The 16,189-nt window shown below is 45.0% G+C and carries 17 protein-coding genes; 7 read left to right on the top strand and 10 right to left on the bottom strand.

Annotated elements, in window-relative coordinates:
* Positions 1 to 43: 43 nt before the first annotated feature.
* Both AB1466_01260 and AB1466_01255 read left to right on the top strand, forming a co-directional pair.
* A complete protein-coding gene (locus AB1466_01260) occupies positions 44 to 1,411 on the top strand; it encodes a histidine kinase (GenBank protein ID MEW6188731.1) in 1,368 nt (455 codons plus the stop codon).
* Positions 1,408 to 2,154 (top strand): response regulator, encoded by a 747-nt coding sequence (locus tag AB1466_01255; GenBank protein MEW6188730.1) that lies wholly within the window; start codon positions 1,408 to 1,410, stop codon positions 2,152 to 2,154. The genes AB1466_01260 and AB1466_01255 overlap by 4 nt, the downstream gene beginning before the upstream one ends.
* Before the next feature lie 297 nt (positions 2,155 to 2,451).
* Here the strand turns inward: AB1466_01255 and hypE are convergent, their stop codons facing one another.
* The 7 genes from hypE to hypF form a co-directional block, all read right to left on the bottom strand.
* Positions 2,452 to 3,459 (bottom strand): hydrogenase expression/formation protein HypE, encoded by a 1,008-nt coding sequence (gene hypE, locus AB1466_01250; protein ID MEW6188729.1) that lies wholly within the window; start codon positions 3,457 to 3,459, stop codon positions 2,452 to 2,454.
* Positions 3,460 to 3,545: 86 nt separating this feature from the next.
* Complete coding sequence (gene hypD / locus AB1466_01245) at positions 3,546 to 4,634, bottom strand: hydrogenase formation protein HypD (protein MEW6188728.1); 1,089 nt, start codon at positions 4,632 to 4,634, stop codon at positions 3,546 to 3,548.
* A complete protein-coding gene (locus AB1466_01240; GenBank protein MEW6188727.1) occupies positions 4,618 to 4,842 on the bottom strand; it encodes a HypC/HybG/HupF family hydrogenase formation chaperone in 225 nt (74 codons plus the stop codon). Before AB1466_01240 ends, hypD begins: the two co-directional genes overlap by 17 nt.
* Positions 4,843 to 4,921: 79 nt before the next feature.
* The gene (locus tag AB1466_01235) at positions 4,922 to 5,506 is read right to left on the bottom strand and encodes a tetratricopeptide repeat protein (GenBank protein ID MEW6188726.1); all 585 of its coding nucleotides are present in this window, start codon (positions 5,504 to 5,506) and stop codon (positions 4,922 to 4,924) included.
* 42 nt (positions 5,507 to 5,548) lie between these two features.
* Positions 5,549 to 6,247 (bottom strand): cytochrome c biogenesis protein CcdA, encoded by a 699-nt coding sequence (locus AB1466_01230; protein MEW6188725.1) that lies wholly within the window; start codon positions 6,245 to 6,247, stop codon positions 5,549 to 5,551.
* A gap of 12 nt (positions 6,248 to 6,259) precedes the next feature.
* Positions 6,260 to 8,320 carry an anaerobic ribonucleoside-triphosphate reductase gene (nrdD, locus tag AB1466_01225; GenBank protein ID MEW6188724.1) on the bottom strand — a complete coding sequence of 687 codons (2,061 nt, stop codon included), beginning with the start codon at positions 8,318 to 8,320 and terminating at the stop codon, positions 6,260 to 6,262.
* Positions 8,304 to 10,661 carry a carbamoyltransferase HypF gene (hypF, locus tag AB1466_01220; GenBank protein MEW6188723.1) on the bottom strand — a complete coding sequence of 786 codons (2,358 nt, stop codon included), beginning with the start codon at positions 10,659 to 10,661 and terminating at the stop codon, positions 8,304 to 8,306. Before hypF ends, nrdD begins: the two co-directional genes overlap by 17 nt.
* 361 nt (positions 10,662 to 11,022) lie before the next feature.
* On the opposite strand from hypF, the gene AB1466_01215 reads away from it, so the two are divergent.
* The 5 genes from AB1466_01215 (at position 11,023) to AB1466_01195 (ending at position 14,222) form a co-directional block, all read left to right on the top strand.
* Entirely contained in the window at positions 11,023 to 11,763 is a 741-nt protein-coding gene (locus tag AB1466_01215) for a winged helix-turn-helix domain-containing protein (GenBank protein MEW6188722.1), read from the top strand.
* 170 nt (positions 11,764 to 11,933) lie between these two features.
* Positions 11,934 to 12,212: a hypothetical protein gene (locus tag AB1466_01210; protein MEW6188721.1), complete on the top strand. Its 279-nt coding sequence runs from the start codon at positions 11,934 to 11,936 to the stop codon at positions 12,210 to 12,212.
* 188 nt (positions 12,213 to 12,400) lie between these two features.
* Positions 12,401 to 12,532, top strand: coding sequence for a hypothetical protein (locus AB1466_01205; GenBank protein ID MEW6188720.1), 132 nt, complete (start codon positions 12,401 to 12,403; stop codon positions 12,530 to 12,532).
* Positions 12,533 to 12,798: 266 nt separating this feature from the next.
* On the top strand, positions 12,799 to 13,641 hold the full coding sequence (locus tag AB1466_01200; protein MEW6188719.1) for a serine protease: 843 nt from the start codon (positions 12,799 to 12,801) through the stop codon (positions 13,639 to 13,641).
* Positions 13,642 to 13,787: 146 nt separating this feature from the next.
* Positions 13,788 to 14,222, top strand: coding sequence for a hypothetical protein (locus AB1466_01195; GenBank protein ID MEW6188718.1), 435 nt, complete (start codon positions 13,788 to 13,790; stop codon positions 14,220 to 14,222).
* A gap of 212 nt (positions 14,223 to 14,434) precedes the next feature.
* Here the strand turns inward: AB1466_01195 and AB1466_01190 are convergent, their stop codons facing one another.
* The 3 genes from AB1466_01190 to AB1466_01180 form a co-directional block, all read right to left on the bottom strand.
* Positions 14,435 to 15,097, bottom strand: coding sequence for an ABC transporter ATP-binding protein (locus AB1466_01190; GenBank protein ID MEW6188717.1), 663 nt, complete (start codon positions 15,095 to 15,097; stop codon positions 14,435 to 14,437).
* Entirely contained in the window at positions 15,094 to 15,438 is a 345-nt protein-coding gene (locus tag AB1466_01185) for an energy-coupling factor transporter transmembrane component T (GenBank protein ID MEW6188716.1), read from the bottom strand. The genes AB1466_01190 and AB1466_01185 overlap by 4 nt, the downstream gene beginning before the upstream one ends.
* A gap of 162 nt (positions 15,439 to 15,600) precedes the next feature.
* Positions 15,601 to 15,873: an energy-coupling factor ABC transporter permease gene (locus AB1466_01180; GenBank protein MEW6188715.1), complete on the bottom strand. Its 273-nt coding sequence runs from the start codon at positions 15,871 to 15,873 to the stop codon at positions 15,601 to 15,603.
* Between the last annotated feature and the right edge of the window lie 316 nt (positions 15,874 to 16,189).

The following is a 16,189-nucleotide window of genomic DNA, read 5'->3' as shown; positions in this document are numbered from 1 at the left end:
CAAGGAAATTAAGAGTTACAATAAAGTGAGTATGGTGATTAGGGTGTTTTATAGGCGGAAAAATATTCTTTCGAAGCTATGCATTTATTTCGTCTTCAGTTTGGTTTTTGGTTCGTGGCTGGCTTTTCTGGTCTATCTTTTCGGTCCAAGTTTGGGGATTATCTTCGAAGGAAGGGTAGCTCTACCACTTTTGACTGCTCTTATTACCACGGGGATTTTTTTAAGTTTGACGGTTTTCCTGAGTTTAAAGGAAGAACCGGAGCATGGAAAGGCAATGCAATCACACCAAATTTTGGAAATCGCCAATCAGACCCTACCCTACTTGAGGACAGGATTAAACTCCGATTCAGCGAGCAAAGTAGCGGAGATAATTCACAAGGAATCCGACGCCTTAGCCGTTGCTCTGACAGATCTCAATACTGTGTTGGCTTTTACTGGTGGGGGGAAAAATCATCACAGGGCCGGAAAACCCATCATGACAAAAGCCACCAGGGAATCTTTGAAGTACGATGAAACCCGAATCCTCAAGTCTCGAGAGGAAATCGGTTGCCCCGTTTTGGATTGTCCTCTCCAGGCTGCCATCGTTGTGCCCTTAGAATTAAGAGGTAAAGCCGTTGGAGCTCTCAAGTTTTATTACGATAACAAAGAAAAGCTGACGGAGAGCCGAGTAACGGTGGCCGAAGGATTAGCTCGCCTCTTAAGTACTCAGCTAGAACTCTCTGAGATCGATAAACAGCGCGAACTTGCATGTAAGGCTGAGCTTAAAGCCTTGCAGGCTCAGATCAATCCCCATTTCCTGTACAATACCCTGAACACCATCGCCATGTTTTGCCGTACCAAGCCCGACAGAGCGCGGAAGCTACTCATTCAGTTCGCAGATTTTTTCAGAAAAACTCTGGAGAGGGGAAGCGATATGGTAACTTTGGAGGAGGAATTAGACTACGTCAATTCCTATCTTATCTTTGAAAAGGCAAGATTCGGGGAAAAGCTACGGATAATAGAGGACATAGATCCTTCAACACTAAATTTAAAGCTTCCCGCCCTGGTTCTTCAACCAATCGTGGAAAATGCCGTAAAGCACGGCCTCACGTCCAATGGTCTTAAGATAAAAATTTCATCTGAACTCAAAAACTCGGAAATGATAATAAAAGTTGAGGACAATGGGGTTGGTATTCCCTCAACCAATATGCATAAAATCCTCCTATCGGGCCTCGGTAAGGGAATGGGAATAGGGTTGAGCAATGTTAATGAGAGGCTAAAAAGTCTCTATGGCGATGAATATAGACTCAATATTGATAGCGAGATGGGTAAGGGCACCGTAGTCACCCTTCGCATACTTTGCTTTCCTGACTCATCGCCGGGACGACAGGCTGGCTACTTGCCTGAAGGTTCATCAGGGAGGTTCTCATGAAGATTAAGGCACTCATAGTGGATGATGAAGCACCGGCAAGAGCCGAGCTTCGTTACATACTGGAAAAGATCAAAGGTGTGGAAGTTGTTGGGGATGCCACCAACGCTGTAGAGGCATTAGAACTAATAAAGGCGTTGACTTACGATGTGGTATTTTTGGATATTCAAATGCCCGGACTCACAGGTCTGCATGTGGCGGAAGTTCTCCAAGAACTTCCGGATTCTCCAGCCGTTGTTTTTGTCACAGCCTTTGGTGAGCATGCTGTAAAAGCTTTTGAATTAGATGCTTTGGATTACTTGGTTAAACCCTTCAAAGAAGAACGATTAGCGCAAACCATAAATAAGATTTGGGAGAGGAAGAAAGGATATCGATTGAAGGAGGTAAGGTTGCCTACCCCCGAGACCATTAAAATTGATAGAATCCCGGTTCACAGGGGAGATAAAACCATTCTTCTCCCGACGAAGGATATCACATATATAAATACCAGAAATGATTATGCTTTCATCCACACGCCTCACGAGAGTTTCATCACATCCTTTGCGTTGAAGGGATTGGAGGTACGCCTTCGAGGTCAAGCATTTTTCCGAGCCCACAGAGGATATATCGTAAATCTCCATCAGGTCAAAGAAATAATTCCCATGTTCGGGGGAACCTATCTTTTGCGGATGAAGGATGCCAAAGAAAGTGAGATCCCGGTTAGCCGTAGGCAAGCCAAAAAACTAAAATCCATACTAGGGTTGTAAACCCATTTGAGCTGCATCGTTGCCATCAATATCCCAGATGGGTCTCCGTTTTTAAGATAGGATTACAACCAACAACCAGATCCAAACCCAGAAAAGCACCAAGAGGAAAACGGCGATGAAGGTATAAAAGATTAATCTCTTAGTACTCAGGGTTTTAACCTCTACTTGCTTAGGTGAGAGAAATTTTTGTTCCAATATAGTCAATTTATCTATTTACTTTATTGTGAATTTTATCACAAAATTCTTCATTATTCAATATATTTGATGCTAAAACCTTTGAAAATTTGGGGTGAAAGGTTAACAGATTCTGGGCAGTTGCTCACCAACGAGCATGTCCAGGATTCTGGCTCCAACCGCCGTTTTTACGATAACTTTACCCTTAGGATTGGAAACTACTTCCCCTATGATTTGTGCTTCCCTACCATATTTGTTTCTTTGCATCACTTTTACGACTTCATCGGCATCTTCGGGATTGACTATGGCCACCAATTTCCCTTCATTGGCGACGTGGAAGGGATCATAGCCTAGCATTTCACAAGCTCCAAGAACTTCTTCCTTTATGGGAACTTTTTGCTCCTCAATGAATATCCCCACATTGGATTGGGTAACGAATTCATTTAAGGTGCTGGCTAATCCCCCTCTCGTGGGATCTCTAAGACATCTGATCCCCCTGGTCACCTGGAGCATCTCCGCAATCAGATGATTTAGGGGTGCACAATCGCTTTTAATTTGAGTTTTAAATTCCAATCCCTCTCTTTGGCTGATCACCGCGATTCCGTGGTCGCCGATGGAGCCCGAGAGGATAACCTTGTCGCCGACTCGCGCATTCGAGCCAGAGATATTGATTCCTTCGGGAATTATTCCAACACCTGCGGTATTGATGAATAGTTTATCCGCTCCTCCCTTTTCCACAACCTTGGTATCTCCGGTAACCACGATCACGCCCGCTTCCCCCGCCGCTCTAACCATGGAATCCAGGATTTTTTCCAGATCGGAGAGTGGAAAGCCCTCCTCTATGACGAAGGCAGCGCTGATATATTTGGGCATGGCACCACTTACCGCGAGGTCATTTACCGTTCCACAGATGGCAAGCCTGCCAATGTCTCCACCATTGAAGAAAAGGGGGCTGACCACGTATGTATCCGTGGTAAAGGCCAGATTGGCTTCGCCCAATTTAAACATGGCCATGTCATCCAATTTGGCGAGGATGGGATTATGGAATTTCTTGAGAAAGATTTGGCTCACCAGATCGTGCATCAATTTTCCACCACTGCCGTGAGCCAACAATATCTTTTCATCTTTCACCACTGTAACCTCACTTATCTGTTTGCTGGTTGGCTAGTTTGCCAGCTCGCTATTTGCAGGAAATATCAAGCCAACCAGCCAACGCCTTACCCGGTGCCGTAACGATAATAAGCTGCACAGGCACCTTCCGAAGAGACCATACATGGTCCAATGGGCCTTTCAGGAGTGCAAGCCTTCCCGAACAATTTACACTGGTAGGGAAATTTGACCCCCCTTAAAATCTCTCCACAGCTGCAACCCGGAGGATCATCCTTCGGGGGAGGAACCTCAACATCAAAGATTTTATCCGCATCGAAGTCGGAGTAATCTTCCTTGAGCTTGAATCCACTATTTGGGATAATACCGATGCCTCGCCAATCGGCATCGCAAACTTCAAAGACTTCATCGAGGATCTTCAGGGCCGTTGTGTTTCCCTCGGAGCGAACGCTTCTTTTATATTGCACTTCGACCCTAGCTTCACCGTTTTCTGCCTGTCTTACCAGCATGTATATTGTTTGAAGGACATCCAAGGGCTCAAAGCCCGAAATGACGCAGGGAATACCGTGTTCTTCCGCGATGAATTTGTAGGGTTTACTACCTATGATGGTACTCACGTGCCCAGGGCAAATAAATCCATGAAGTTTTACTTCCCCAAGGCTTAGAAGCGCGGCCATTGCCGGTGGAATAAGCTTATGACGGGCCAGAACGGAGTAATTTTTGAGCCCTCGCTTTCTTGCCTCCAATATGGAGAGGGCAATGGTGGGGGAGGTGGTTTCAAATCCCACCCCGAAGAAGATCACTTTTTTATCCGGATTGTCATCGGCGATCTGTAAAGCATCGAGGGTGGAATAGACCACCCTTATGTCTACACCTTCGGCCTTCTCCGCAGAAAGACTCGAATAAGAACCGGGGACTTTCATCATATCACCGAAGGTTGCAAGGATAACTCCGGATTGCCGGGCGAGCCAAATGGCCTTATCGATATCTTCATTAGCCGTAACGCAGACGGGACACCCTGGACCGGAGAGCAATGTCACCGTTTTGGGCATCACCTGTCTTATCCCGTTTTTGGAGATGGCAACGGTATGAGTGCCACAAACCTCCATAAGGTTGACGGGTGTATGGGAGATTTTCTTGATATTTTCAATGACCTTTTGGGCCAGGACCGGGTCTCGATACTCACTCAGGTATTTCACTGAATGCCTCCAGGAGTTTTAGAGTTTCCTGGGCCTCCTTCTCGTCGAGAATTTGAATGGCAAATCCAGCATGGGCAATGACATAATCTCCTACCTTTGCTTCTGGAACCAATTGCAAGCTTGCTTTCCTTATAATGCCCCCAATTTCAATCTCCGCTATTTGGCGTTCGTCAATTTTGACGATCTTTGCTGGTATGCCCAAGCACATATCGATTTCCCCCACTCGAGAAGTTATTTACCTTAAATTCGTATTTTAAGTCTACCAGTTCTTTTAGACTTACTCAACTCTACTCTTTTCTAATTCTTCCCATTCTCCTATCTTTTAAGTCTTTCCAAGGCCCTCTTGGCGGGATCATAATGGGGGTGATGGTCAATATTTCCTTCCAAACGGAATATGCCTTCTCCTTTTGGCCGATTCTTTCGTGACATTCAGCAAGCAAGACTCTGGTGGAGACATCTTGTGGATCAATCTTGGCTACTTGGTCAAGATGGATTATGGCTTTGGTATACTCTTTTTGGTTATAGTGGATTAAACCCAGTTCCAAGTGGGCTTGTTTATCCTTTGGGTTGAGTTCTATTGCCCGTTGGTAAGAGGCAATGGCTTGTTCGATTTGCTCTGTTTTGTTGTAACAATACGCCAGATAACTATGGGCTGTGCTAAATTTTGGATCCAAAAGGATTGCCCTTCTATAATGGGTAATTGCTTTATTGTACATTTGATTCTCAGAGAAGGAGTAGGCACGATTAAAACTTTGGAAGGCAACGAATGGTCTCAATGCTACAATTGCCAACCCTATGGTGAGCAAGGTCATAATTACCCTATCGCGCTTTGAGACTCTCCTATATGCGGTATTGTTGTGCTTGTGTTCCATTTGAATTTTTCACACCCGGACTTCCAACTCCTAACTCTAAAGCTAGGCCAACCAAAATAAATCCAAACTTACTAGAATCAGTAAAATACTGCTAACGATTTGAAAATATTCCTTCCAGGAATGGGCTCTCTCGGTTAAGGGTTTTATGACACCTGTTAAAGTTCCCGCAATCAAGATGGGCACGCTTTGACCAAGCACGTATGTTAGAAGTAGGAAGAGACTCCAAAGGATTTTCCCAGCGGTCACCATATAACTGCTTATTAACATGAGTGCGGGAGCGCATGCGGGACAGGTCGGTGCTTCGAAAAAGATAAACCCCAAACCTAGAAGATAAGCTCCCAAAAGTCCCAGCCTCCTTGGAGGTTTTTGCAAAGAAAGGTTGGGTATGGGTGGGTGGATGAAGCCAAGCATGTAAAGTCCCAGAATGAGAGAGACCGCTCCCATAGCTAAATAAAGAATTGTACTCAAGGTAGCTATTTTGCTTAAGGTCATGCTGGCCATCCCAACGACGATTCCTATAATTAAATAGGTGGTGAGCATCCCCAGAACAAAGAGTAAGGTAATGGCAAATATCCTTCTTCTCGAGGAATAGCCCATCCCACCTATATATCCAATTAGGATAGGTAATTCCATTATGGCACATGAGCCCAGACTGACAATTATTCCGGCGATAAAGACGGCTCCGAAAGCAAGCAGGGAAGGTGTTTTGATCGCTTCTACGACGAGGTTTTGCAATCTCAACCCTGTTTCCTCCTATAAAGTCACCCTATGTCTATCCTTGAGTTCACCAAGTTTTCCCTTATTCCAGCGGGTTGTTCTGGAAAAATACCCTGTGATCCGGGTTATCCCCTCTATATTCTTAGAGCCACAGTGAGCGCAGCTGTCGAGGAGCCCTCGAGTGATTTTTCCACAATTAAGGCAGGAGGTGAATTCGGGCGAGAAAGCTATCTGAGAGTTATGAGTATTTTTGAATACCTTTGTAACGAAATTGGCGATGGACTCCGGAGGAGGTTGAGCCTCTCCCAACCATATATGAGAGAGCCAACCCGCTTCAATTAAGGGATGGAACATCCCTTCAATGGTCACGCGCTCTATGGGGTCGATTGGAGCTCCCACATTGAGGTATGTGGAATTGGTATAGTAAATTTCACCAAAATCTATATTTCCTTTAACGACCCGAGAAGCTTCCTTTGGGAAGTGTTTCATGTCCAGCGTGGCAAATCTGTAAGCCACGTGCTCCGCGGGTGTCTGCTCCAAAACGAAGCGCAGACCGTGCTTTTTTGATAGTTTATTAGCCGTGAGTTTCATATGGGAGATAATCTTCAGCCCAAATTTAAGAGCCTCCTCGCTTTCATGAAGTTCCTTACCCGTATGCGCCTGCACGAGCTCATTTAATCCAACGATGCCGAAAAGATGTGTGGCTCGATGCATGCGGAGATAGGGTTCTCCATCGAGCTCGATGGCCAATAGTGCCAGCGGTCCCTTTTCGCCCATTTTTAGGAGCTTTTCGAGAAAAGTTCTCTTTTGAAGATGAGCTTTGGCGGCGAGCTCCATGAGTTGTGTAATTTTATCGAAGAGCTCTTCCTCCTTTCCCTTGCTCAGATAAGCCACTCGCGGCAGATTGATGGATACATTTTGCAGGGCGGAATATCTCATCTTCCAGGGTTGCTTTGCCTCGGCCAAATCGGCTGAATCGAGCTCGAAAGCCAATCTACAACATTCATTTATGCGGTAAGTATCGCCGCGGTCGAAAACGAAGTAGGTATTACCCTTAAGGCTAGCCACCTCCGAAATATGGTTGAGGAACCTTTCATGTCCTGGGGTCTCAAAGAACTTTGAAGTGATGTGGAGCAAGGGTTTGGGAAAGAAGAATGGCTTACCTTCGGCATCTCCCTCTTTGTATACATCGAAGAGAGCCCAGATGAATTTTTGTGCCTCTTTTAGGTAATCTCGGTAGGTCTTCCCGGTATATTCTCCACCCGGCCCGATGGCGGGAACGTCCTCAAAATGCCTCGGAACTTCCCAGTACAAGTTGAGATCGCTAAAAATCGTCTGCCCTCCACGAGCCACTGATTGCTGAGAGAGCTCGAATATCATCATCTGAGCCAGTTGATGGATTTCTTTATTGCTTAAACCCACAAGATAAGGAGCGAAGAATAGATTCACCGCATCCCAACCGATGGCTCCAGCGAAATGTCCCTGGAGGGCTGCGGACATCTTTATCATCTGTTCAAGAAGGACCTCAGGGTGTCTGGCGGGCTTAGCGGTGGCCCAGAATGGCAATTTCAACCCAAATTTCTTGACGTATTCCAAATTTTGCCCCGAACAATATGGTCTGTCTGGATATCCTAGATCGTGGAGATGAATATCTCCGCGCATATGAGCATCGGCAACATCCTGGGAGAAGACTTTTGCCAGGGCAAACTGCTTCTTAATCTGTTCTGCGAGGACTAGATTTGATGCCTCGGGGTTGTGAGGGATGTTGGCATTTTCCTTGCTGGGGTATAAGATGGCTTGTTCTGTATCATAGAGGGGCACACCTAGGCGAGCGTGTTTTCTCCTAGCTTCTTCGAGACCATACTCGACCAATTTGGTGTCCACGAGCTCTCGGATGAGAGAAGCGGTAACGGTGGTAAGCTTCGAGGAGATGATTTGCTCCTCCACTTCCTGGCTTATCTTTTCGGCCAAGTTTTGCTCGATGTCAGTTTCTCTGATCAGAGCTTCAACGATCTTTTTCCCGTCCCACTTTTCAATTTCATCTTTTGAGGTTCTGACATATATAATGGGTTGGGAGCTTTTACCCTTCCGTGACATCTTTCTCCCCTATTCCTTGGATTAAATTTTCATCCTTGCAGATTTCGTTTGCCACCACCACTTGTCCCAATGATATCCCTCCATCATTAGCTGGAACTTTTTTCTGTATAAAGACCTCAAATCCTTCCCCTTTAAGCCTTCTGGGTAGATTGGTTAGGAGATAAACGTTCTGAAAAACCCCACCACTCAAAACCACTTTATTCAGACCTTCTCGCTCTCTTATCCGCTTACAAATATCCAAGACGAATTCCATCACGGTGTTGTGGAACTTCGCTGCTATCAGGGGCACGGGAACTCCATTTTCCAAGTCCTTGATCACACCTTCGATAATTGGTTTGGTGTCAATAACCAGTCGATAGTCGATACTCGTCCCTCGTCCCTCGTCCCTAGTCTGGATTTCAAAGGGGTAGCTTTCTTCAATGCTGGGATCCGCTATCATCTCCAGTTCCACTGCGGCTTGCCCTTCATAATCGATTTCATCCCTGATCCTCGTTAGAGAAGAAACCGCATCGAATAATCTGCCGCAACTGGAGGTAAGGGGAGAATTAATCTTTTTATCGATTTGCCTCTTCATTATGTTTACCTCGGTCTCATCGAGGAATTTTAAGAAGTCAATCTTAAAATTCCTATAATCTTCACCGAAGAATGAATACAAGAAGCCAAAGGCCATTCTGTATGGTTTTTCGATGGCAGCCACTCCACCGGGCATGGGGACGTATCTCAAGTGACCAACTCGCTCAAACTCCTTCCAATCGGCGATGAGGATTTCTCCTCCCCAGATTGTGCCGTCGGTCCCGTATCCCAAACCATCAAAGGATATCCCAATGACTTTATCTTTCACTTTATTTTCTACCATGCAGCTAACTATGTGGGCATGGTGGTGTTGAACCCCCACCAATTTTACGTCCTTTAGGGATAAAGCATATTTCGTTGAGAGATACTCGGGGTGAAGGTCGTAGACGACTATCTTAGGATCGATCCTGAAAAGTCTCTTGTAAAGTTCAAGGGTGGTTTCAAAATGTTCGAAGGTCTCCAGGTTTTCCATGTCCCCAATGTGCTGACTGACGAAAGCGTAATTTTCATGTGTCAGGCAGAAGGTGTTCTTAAGCTCTGGTCCGCAGGCTAAAATTTCCTTGGTTTTAAAGGGTAGGTGGATGGGAAAGGGGGCAAAACTCCTCGCCCTCCGAATCATGATCAATTCACCATCGATCACCCGCACCACCGAGTCATCGTATCTCGAATAAATGTCTCGGTTATGCATCAGGAAATAATCGGCGATATGCCCTAACCTCCTCAGAGCTTCCTCATTCTCCATGGCAATGGGCTCTTCACTTATGTTCCCGCTGGTCATGATGAGTGCCATACCTGATTCCTTGAGCAGGATGTAGTGAAGCGGCGTGTAAGGAAGCATTACCCCCAGGTAGTTATTATTGGGAGCCACTAAGGGGGAGATGGAGGTATCGGGTTTCTTGAGGAGAAGCACGATCGGTCTCTGGGGACTTTTGAGTATCTTCTCCTCATCCTCTGAGACCAAACAGTGTTTTCTGATTTGTTCCACATCGTGGAGCATGATGGCGAGTGGCTTGCCGGGTCTCCTCTTTCTAACTCTCAAGGTTTCCACGGCTTTGTCGTTCTCCGCATCGCACGCCAGATGAAATCCGCCCAGCCCCTTTATGGCTACGATCTTTCCCTCTTTCAGCAGTTTGATGGTCTCCGTAATGGGATCCTCACATCGAATCACACTCCCGACCCCCGACCCCCGACTCACCACTAGTTGAAGAGAGGGTCCACACTTGGGACAAGCATTCGGTTGAGCGTGAAAACGCCTGTTTGTGGGATCATCGTATTCCGCCTGGCACTTGGGGCACATCTTGAATTTCTTCATGGTGGTCTTTGGTCTGTCATAGGGAATGTCTTCGATGATGGTAAAGCGTGGACCACAATTTGTGCAGTTGATGAAGGGATATCGGTATCGTCTATCATTTGGATCGAACAATTCCCGCAGGCAATCATCGCAGATGCAGATATCCGGAGAGATCAACAAGAATTGCTCTTGCTCCTCTACGCTGTGTTTGATGATGAAGGAAGAGTAACCCGTGGGGGGAAGAGATTGCACATCGATGCTTTCTATCCTGGCCAGGGGCGGAGCTTTGGTCTCAATATCCTCGACGAAGGCTTCCAAATCCTTCTTTTTGCCTTCTACCTCTATGATCACTCCTTTAGAAGAATTGAGAACCCATCCGGTTAACTCATGCGAGTGAGCAAGCTGATAGATGAAAGGTCTAAAGCCCACCCCCTGAACTACTCCCTTAACTACGACGTGAAATCTGCTCTTCGGCATCTTCCTCAACTTCCGGTGGATTTTCCCACATGTTAATTAGCACTATTCTAAATCACTTTTTTCTTCATTCCAAGTGTGCTTGGAAATTTCTGGAGAAGACTACTAGCTGTATTGGAGGAAAGTTTTAATTTACATGGATTATGGGGTGGCTTTTGCTATTTCTCAAAGATTGCATCAAGGGGACTTGTTATCCTCGATAGGTTTTTCCGTGATACGTGCACCATTTTTGATTCAGCACTTCAACGAAGAGAAAGCGGATTGCGCCGTGCGCAAGATTAATATATATTGTCAACGTGAAAATTAAACGAAATTCACTTATTCTGTAGTTGTCCGAAATTGCAATTAAGGAGGAATAAAAACTATGCCATTATCATTTACTGATTACGAAATACCATTGCTGCAAGCATTAATTAAATTAGGCGGCTCGGCCAAGACTTCTGATGTTTATCCTATAGTTGAAGAAATAATGAAACAGGAACTTCTTGAACATCCAGAAGAATATGGAAAATATAAAAGAGGGCAAATTATTTGGATCAATAGGCTTCAATGGGCACGAGAATACTTAAAGCGAAAGGGTCAACTTGATGCGTCGGAAAGAGGGATATGGAAAATAACCCAAAGTGGCAGGGAAAGAGTGCGAATTTTTCAAAAGACGGGCAAGGATCAAGATGAAGGTTTAGCGAAGCTACATGGTGTTGAACCTGAAATCGAAGAGAAAGAAGAGGAACCAGAAGAAGCTTTCAGAAAAATGGAAGAAATCCAGCTACATGAAACCGGCGATATTCTGGGTGTCCGAAGCATTGTATACGAACCTATAAATGAACAAGGAGTGATTTTGTTGTTCGCAGCTTTGGCATACGAATTAGATTTTAGGATAGAAGGAATAAGGGGTAAATTCCCCGATGCTCTTCTGAGAAAAAAGAACATTAAAGGCAGATGGATAAGCTGCAAAGCAGAATTCGAGTATAGATCAAGCGACTTCAATACTCATGGTCATGATCCATTGCAGTGTGATCTAATAATATGCTGGGAGCACGATTGGAAGAATTGTCCTATTGAAGTTTTAAGCTTGAAGGATGTAGCAAGAAAATTTAAAGAATAACTTCTGCAACTTCGGACAACACAGCATATACGGCTCACTTCGTTCGCCCAAATTCCGCCTTCGGCGGAACTTCGTATATGCTGGAAACGTTAAGTGAAATTGCCCGAAGCCCAAATGGGGAGTAACAGCCAACCAAATAATAGTAGATTGGATTAAGAAAGGGGGGTAACATGCCCAAGGTAATACTATTCCATTACGAGAAGAATAGGCTTCCCAAGCTCAGTGCGGAAGAACTCAAGAAGGTTCGGGATGGTTTTTTAGAAGAATTGAAGAACTATCCCCCTGGGATTAGAGTGGATACTTATGTGGACGAAAAGGGAATGGGAATCTGTGATTGGGAAGTTCCAGAGGAGGTAGAGAATCCAGTGGAGACAGTTAAAAAGATTGTAGAGAAAGTATTGGGGTCTCCACCAGCAGATCCAGTAGTGGAAGTGAAAAAAGTTCTCTGAGGATACCCAAAAGGGCTTCGGGCAACTCTTTGCCGACTTCGTTTGGCTCGGTGCTAACGCACTCACTTAACACAGTGTTTGCGGTTCGCTACGCTCACCCAAATGCCCCCTTCGGGGCACTTCGCAAACACCGGGACCGTTAGGCGCCATATTACTCAGAGCCTAAAACTAAGAGAAGGAGGTCAAAAATGAGCGAGGATTACATTGAGAAGGATGGCAAGAAGTATGATAAGAAAACTGGAGAGAGAATCATTAAGCAAGATGGCAAGACGTACGCCAAGATTGGCTTGGTAGATGGGTTCCTGATAAGGATTGGCTAGGGAGAGACAAAGTAGAGACAGACTGGTTAGGCAGGCCCAAAATAGAAAGGGACTGGTTGGGCAAGCAAAAGATCGAAAGGGATTGGCTGGGTAGACCAATAGTTCCACCGGAGGAAGATAAAGGCGATTGCTAAGAAGGCACCTGCGTCATACGGCGCCTAACACGGGGTTGCCGACTTCGCTGCGCTTCGTCCAAATCGCCTACGGCGACTTCGGCAACCAAAAACGTTATACGAAAGGCTGGCAAATAGAGGAGGAGAAGTGCAATGATTGAAGTCAAATCTATATTTGAGAATATACTGTTTACAACGGTAAGAATTGAGTCGAGTCTTCCTGATGCCTCAATAAGCATAGGTACTGGGTTTATTTTTGATTATGCAAAAGACGATAAGCACTACTTATTTGTGGTTACAAATAAGCATGTTATTAAAGACTCCACCAGAGGGAAATTGGCATTTAACCAAAGTGATGGTGAAAAGCCGATTTTGGGCAAAGTTTTTACGATTGAATATCCTAATTTTGAAAAACAATGGATAGCACATCCTCAAGAAGATATAGATGTTGCCATTATGCCTTTTGCACCAGTCCTAAACGAATTACATCAGAAAGGCGTTCAAATATTTTTTAAATCAGTAACTCCAGAGTTAATTCCTTCGGATAAATCATTAAGTGAAGATATTGACGCTGTTGAAGATATTATATTCGTTGGTTACCCCAGCAATATTTTTGATAGAAGGAATTTATTACCTGTTGTTAGGAGAGGGATAACCGCAACACCTATTTCGGTAGATTTTGAAGGAAAACCCACATTCCTAATTGACGCCTCAATTTTTCCAGGGTCAAGTGGAAGTCCTGTTTTTCTTTGTAACATAGGCAGTTATTCTCCCAAAGGCAAAGGCCTGGTAGTAGGTAGTCGTATTTTCTTTTTGGGAGTTGTAGCCTCTGTATTTATAAGAAAGGACTTTAATACTATCGAACTTATTGACATTCCAACGGGGAAAGTTCCAGTGATAGCCACCACTCAAATGGTAGATTTAGGAATAGTTTATAAATCAATTGTGATTAAAGAGTTGATAGAAGAATTCCTAAAGATACGAGGTGAAATATGATTGCCAGCCCATCGTATAACAGAGCGTATCTGGCTTCGTGCCTTTGGCACTTCGCCCAAATTCCTCGCATCGCTCGGAACTTCGGATACGCTCGAAACGTTATATGAAATTGCTCACCCGACAAATTATGAAAGAGGAGGATAAAAATGGAAAGCAAACTCATCACTGTAGGTTGGATTGCAGCTCTGATTATGGCAATCTGGATATTGTTAGGTGGGATATTAATGGACATCGTTATGCCTACCGCCGGATTTGAAAGCTATACTGGCCAGACCTGGAGTGACTTTGCTAGTGCCAACCCAAGGCTAGCGGATTTGTATAGAGCAGATCACAGAGAGATTGGATGTTTGGCTCTTTGCATTGCAACCCTGATTATTGGGGTGGTCTTAGCTGGTTATCGGAAAGGAGAAAGATGGGCTTGGCTCACTCTTTTAATAGCTGGCATCTTTGGCTGGGGTGGAGTTTTAGCTACCAGTATTATGGTTGGAAAAACTGGGCCCCTGGTCCTGGGCAGCGTTGGGACGGCATTGTTTGCCATTGCTATTTTGGTCCCAGCTAAGGTTATTTTCGCTCGGAAGTAAGGAGAAAGAAGTATCAATTCTTTAGCGTTACTGCTCTTTGAAAATAAGTTGAGCAAAATTTCTTTTATCCTCATACCTTATGTGAAATTCTGAACCTCGCTCATAAGAAGATATCTGGGAATGTGCATTGATGGATGCCTCGAATTAGCGTTTTGAAGCCGTGGAAAGAGAGGGCAGTTCTAAGCCATGTTTGACTAGGAGGGACTCGTTGGTCAATATTTTCTCCCTTGTCCATCGGCCACAATCTTTCCATCGTTAAGTAACATGGCTCGCTCACAAAGTTCCCAGGCAAGATTCATATCATGGGTGGCGACGATCTTGGTTTCCTTTAATCCCTTGAGCAAATCTATGACGTGTCTCCTTGCCCTGGGTTCGAGATTGCTTGTGGGTTCATCGAGGGCCAAAATCTCGGGGTTCATGGACAGAATGGTGGCGATGGAAACCTTTTTTCTCTCTCCAAAGCTTAGGTGATGAGCTGAGCAATCTCCAAAACCAGTGAGTTCCACTTCTTCGAGAGCCTCTTTTACTTTCTTTCTCACTTCTTCCTGGGATAAGCCCATATTTATGGGACCAAAGGCAACATCATCGAAGACCGTTGGGGAAAAGAGCTGATCATCGGGATCTTGGAAGACCACCCCCACCAGACTCCGAATCCGCCTCAGATTTTTTTCTTCCAAGGAAAGACCCCGAATCCTGATGGTACCTTCCCCCCTTAAGATACCATTCAATTGAAGAAGGAGCGTTGATTTTCCAGATCCATTGGGACCGAGTATGGCCACCGATTCCCCTTCTTCGATATCCAGGTTGATTCCCTTCAATGCCACCGTCCCATCGGGATAGGTGAACTTAAGATTGGCGATTTCTATTATTTTCATGGAACCATCCATACTCGAATAAAGATCAAATACAAAATAATCAAAGAGAGGAAACAAAAATCCCTTACAGTTAAGTGTAGATTATCCAAGGTTTTTATTTCCCCGCTGAAACCTCGGGAAACCATGGCCACGTACACCCGCTCCGCACGTTCATAGGTGCGCATAAAAAGGGTACCAATCATGTTGCCTATGGTTTTGATCTGCCAAGTCTTATGGCCTCCAAAATTTCGAGAATCCCGAGCTCGTTTCATGCGCATGACCTCATCGACAAGGACAAAAATATAGCGATACATAAATGACAGGATTAATATCATGACCTTCGGTATTTTGAGTTTTTCCAATCCTTAAGGAGATCGGGAAATTTGGTTGTGGATGAGAGGATGATCATGCTCAATACTGAGAGCCAAGATTTGATGAGGACGTTCCAGAAAATTACGAGTCCACTATAGGTGAGGGTCAAGCGAAAGGAGCCGAAACTATATCCCCCTGCCACCTCACCGGGTTTAAAGAAAGGGATGAAGATGGCAATCATCAGAACGAATGGAACGATAACCAAGGATCGTTTGAGGATGAAAGTGACCCGATATTCCACCGACTACGGGAAAATTTAACATCTGAGCAGCGAAGATGAATGCAGCCGCAACGCCCATGAGTGGGACTTGTTTTTCGCCCAGTTTCTCATTGGCCTTCTTAACGGCGTATCCCAAAGCCCCTGCGGAAACTACCGCCGTTGAAACCCAAGTCTTTGCCTCTAAGAATCCATCTGGTATATGCATCGACATCGCCTCCCAACTCTCGGGTTATTTGTGACGAACCTTCGGTTCCCAGGAGGCTAGCGCCATCCATTAATGTCGATTTTCCCCTCACAATTCGATGAGCGAAAAGCGATCAGCGATGAGCGTTTTATTTTATATTATTCCCGAAAGTCGCTCATCGAACATCGCTCATCGATTATATTCTGGTTATGGTTACGGATTCTCCCTCTGAGGAAAGGCGGTTTAGCTCTTCTAAGACTTTTTGGAGGGAAGAAATCGATTCAGAAATTTTACTCCCCGCGGTGGAAAGTTCACTAGTTAAGCTCTCTAAATCCGC

The sequence above is a fragment of the Actinomycetota bacterium genome (genome assembly GCA_040755895.1).
Taxonomy (GTDB): Bacteria; Actinomycetota; Aquicultoria; order Subteraquimicrobiales; family Subteraquimicrobiaceae; genus Subteraquimicrobium.
The sequence above is the reverse complement of the archived record's forward strand: the minus strand, read 5'-3'. Positions and strand labels throughout refer to the sequence as shown.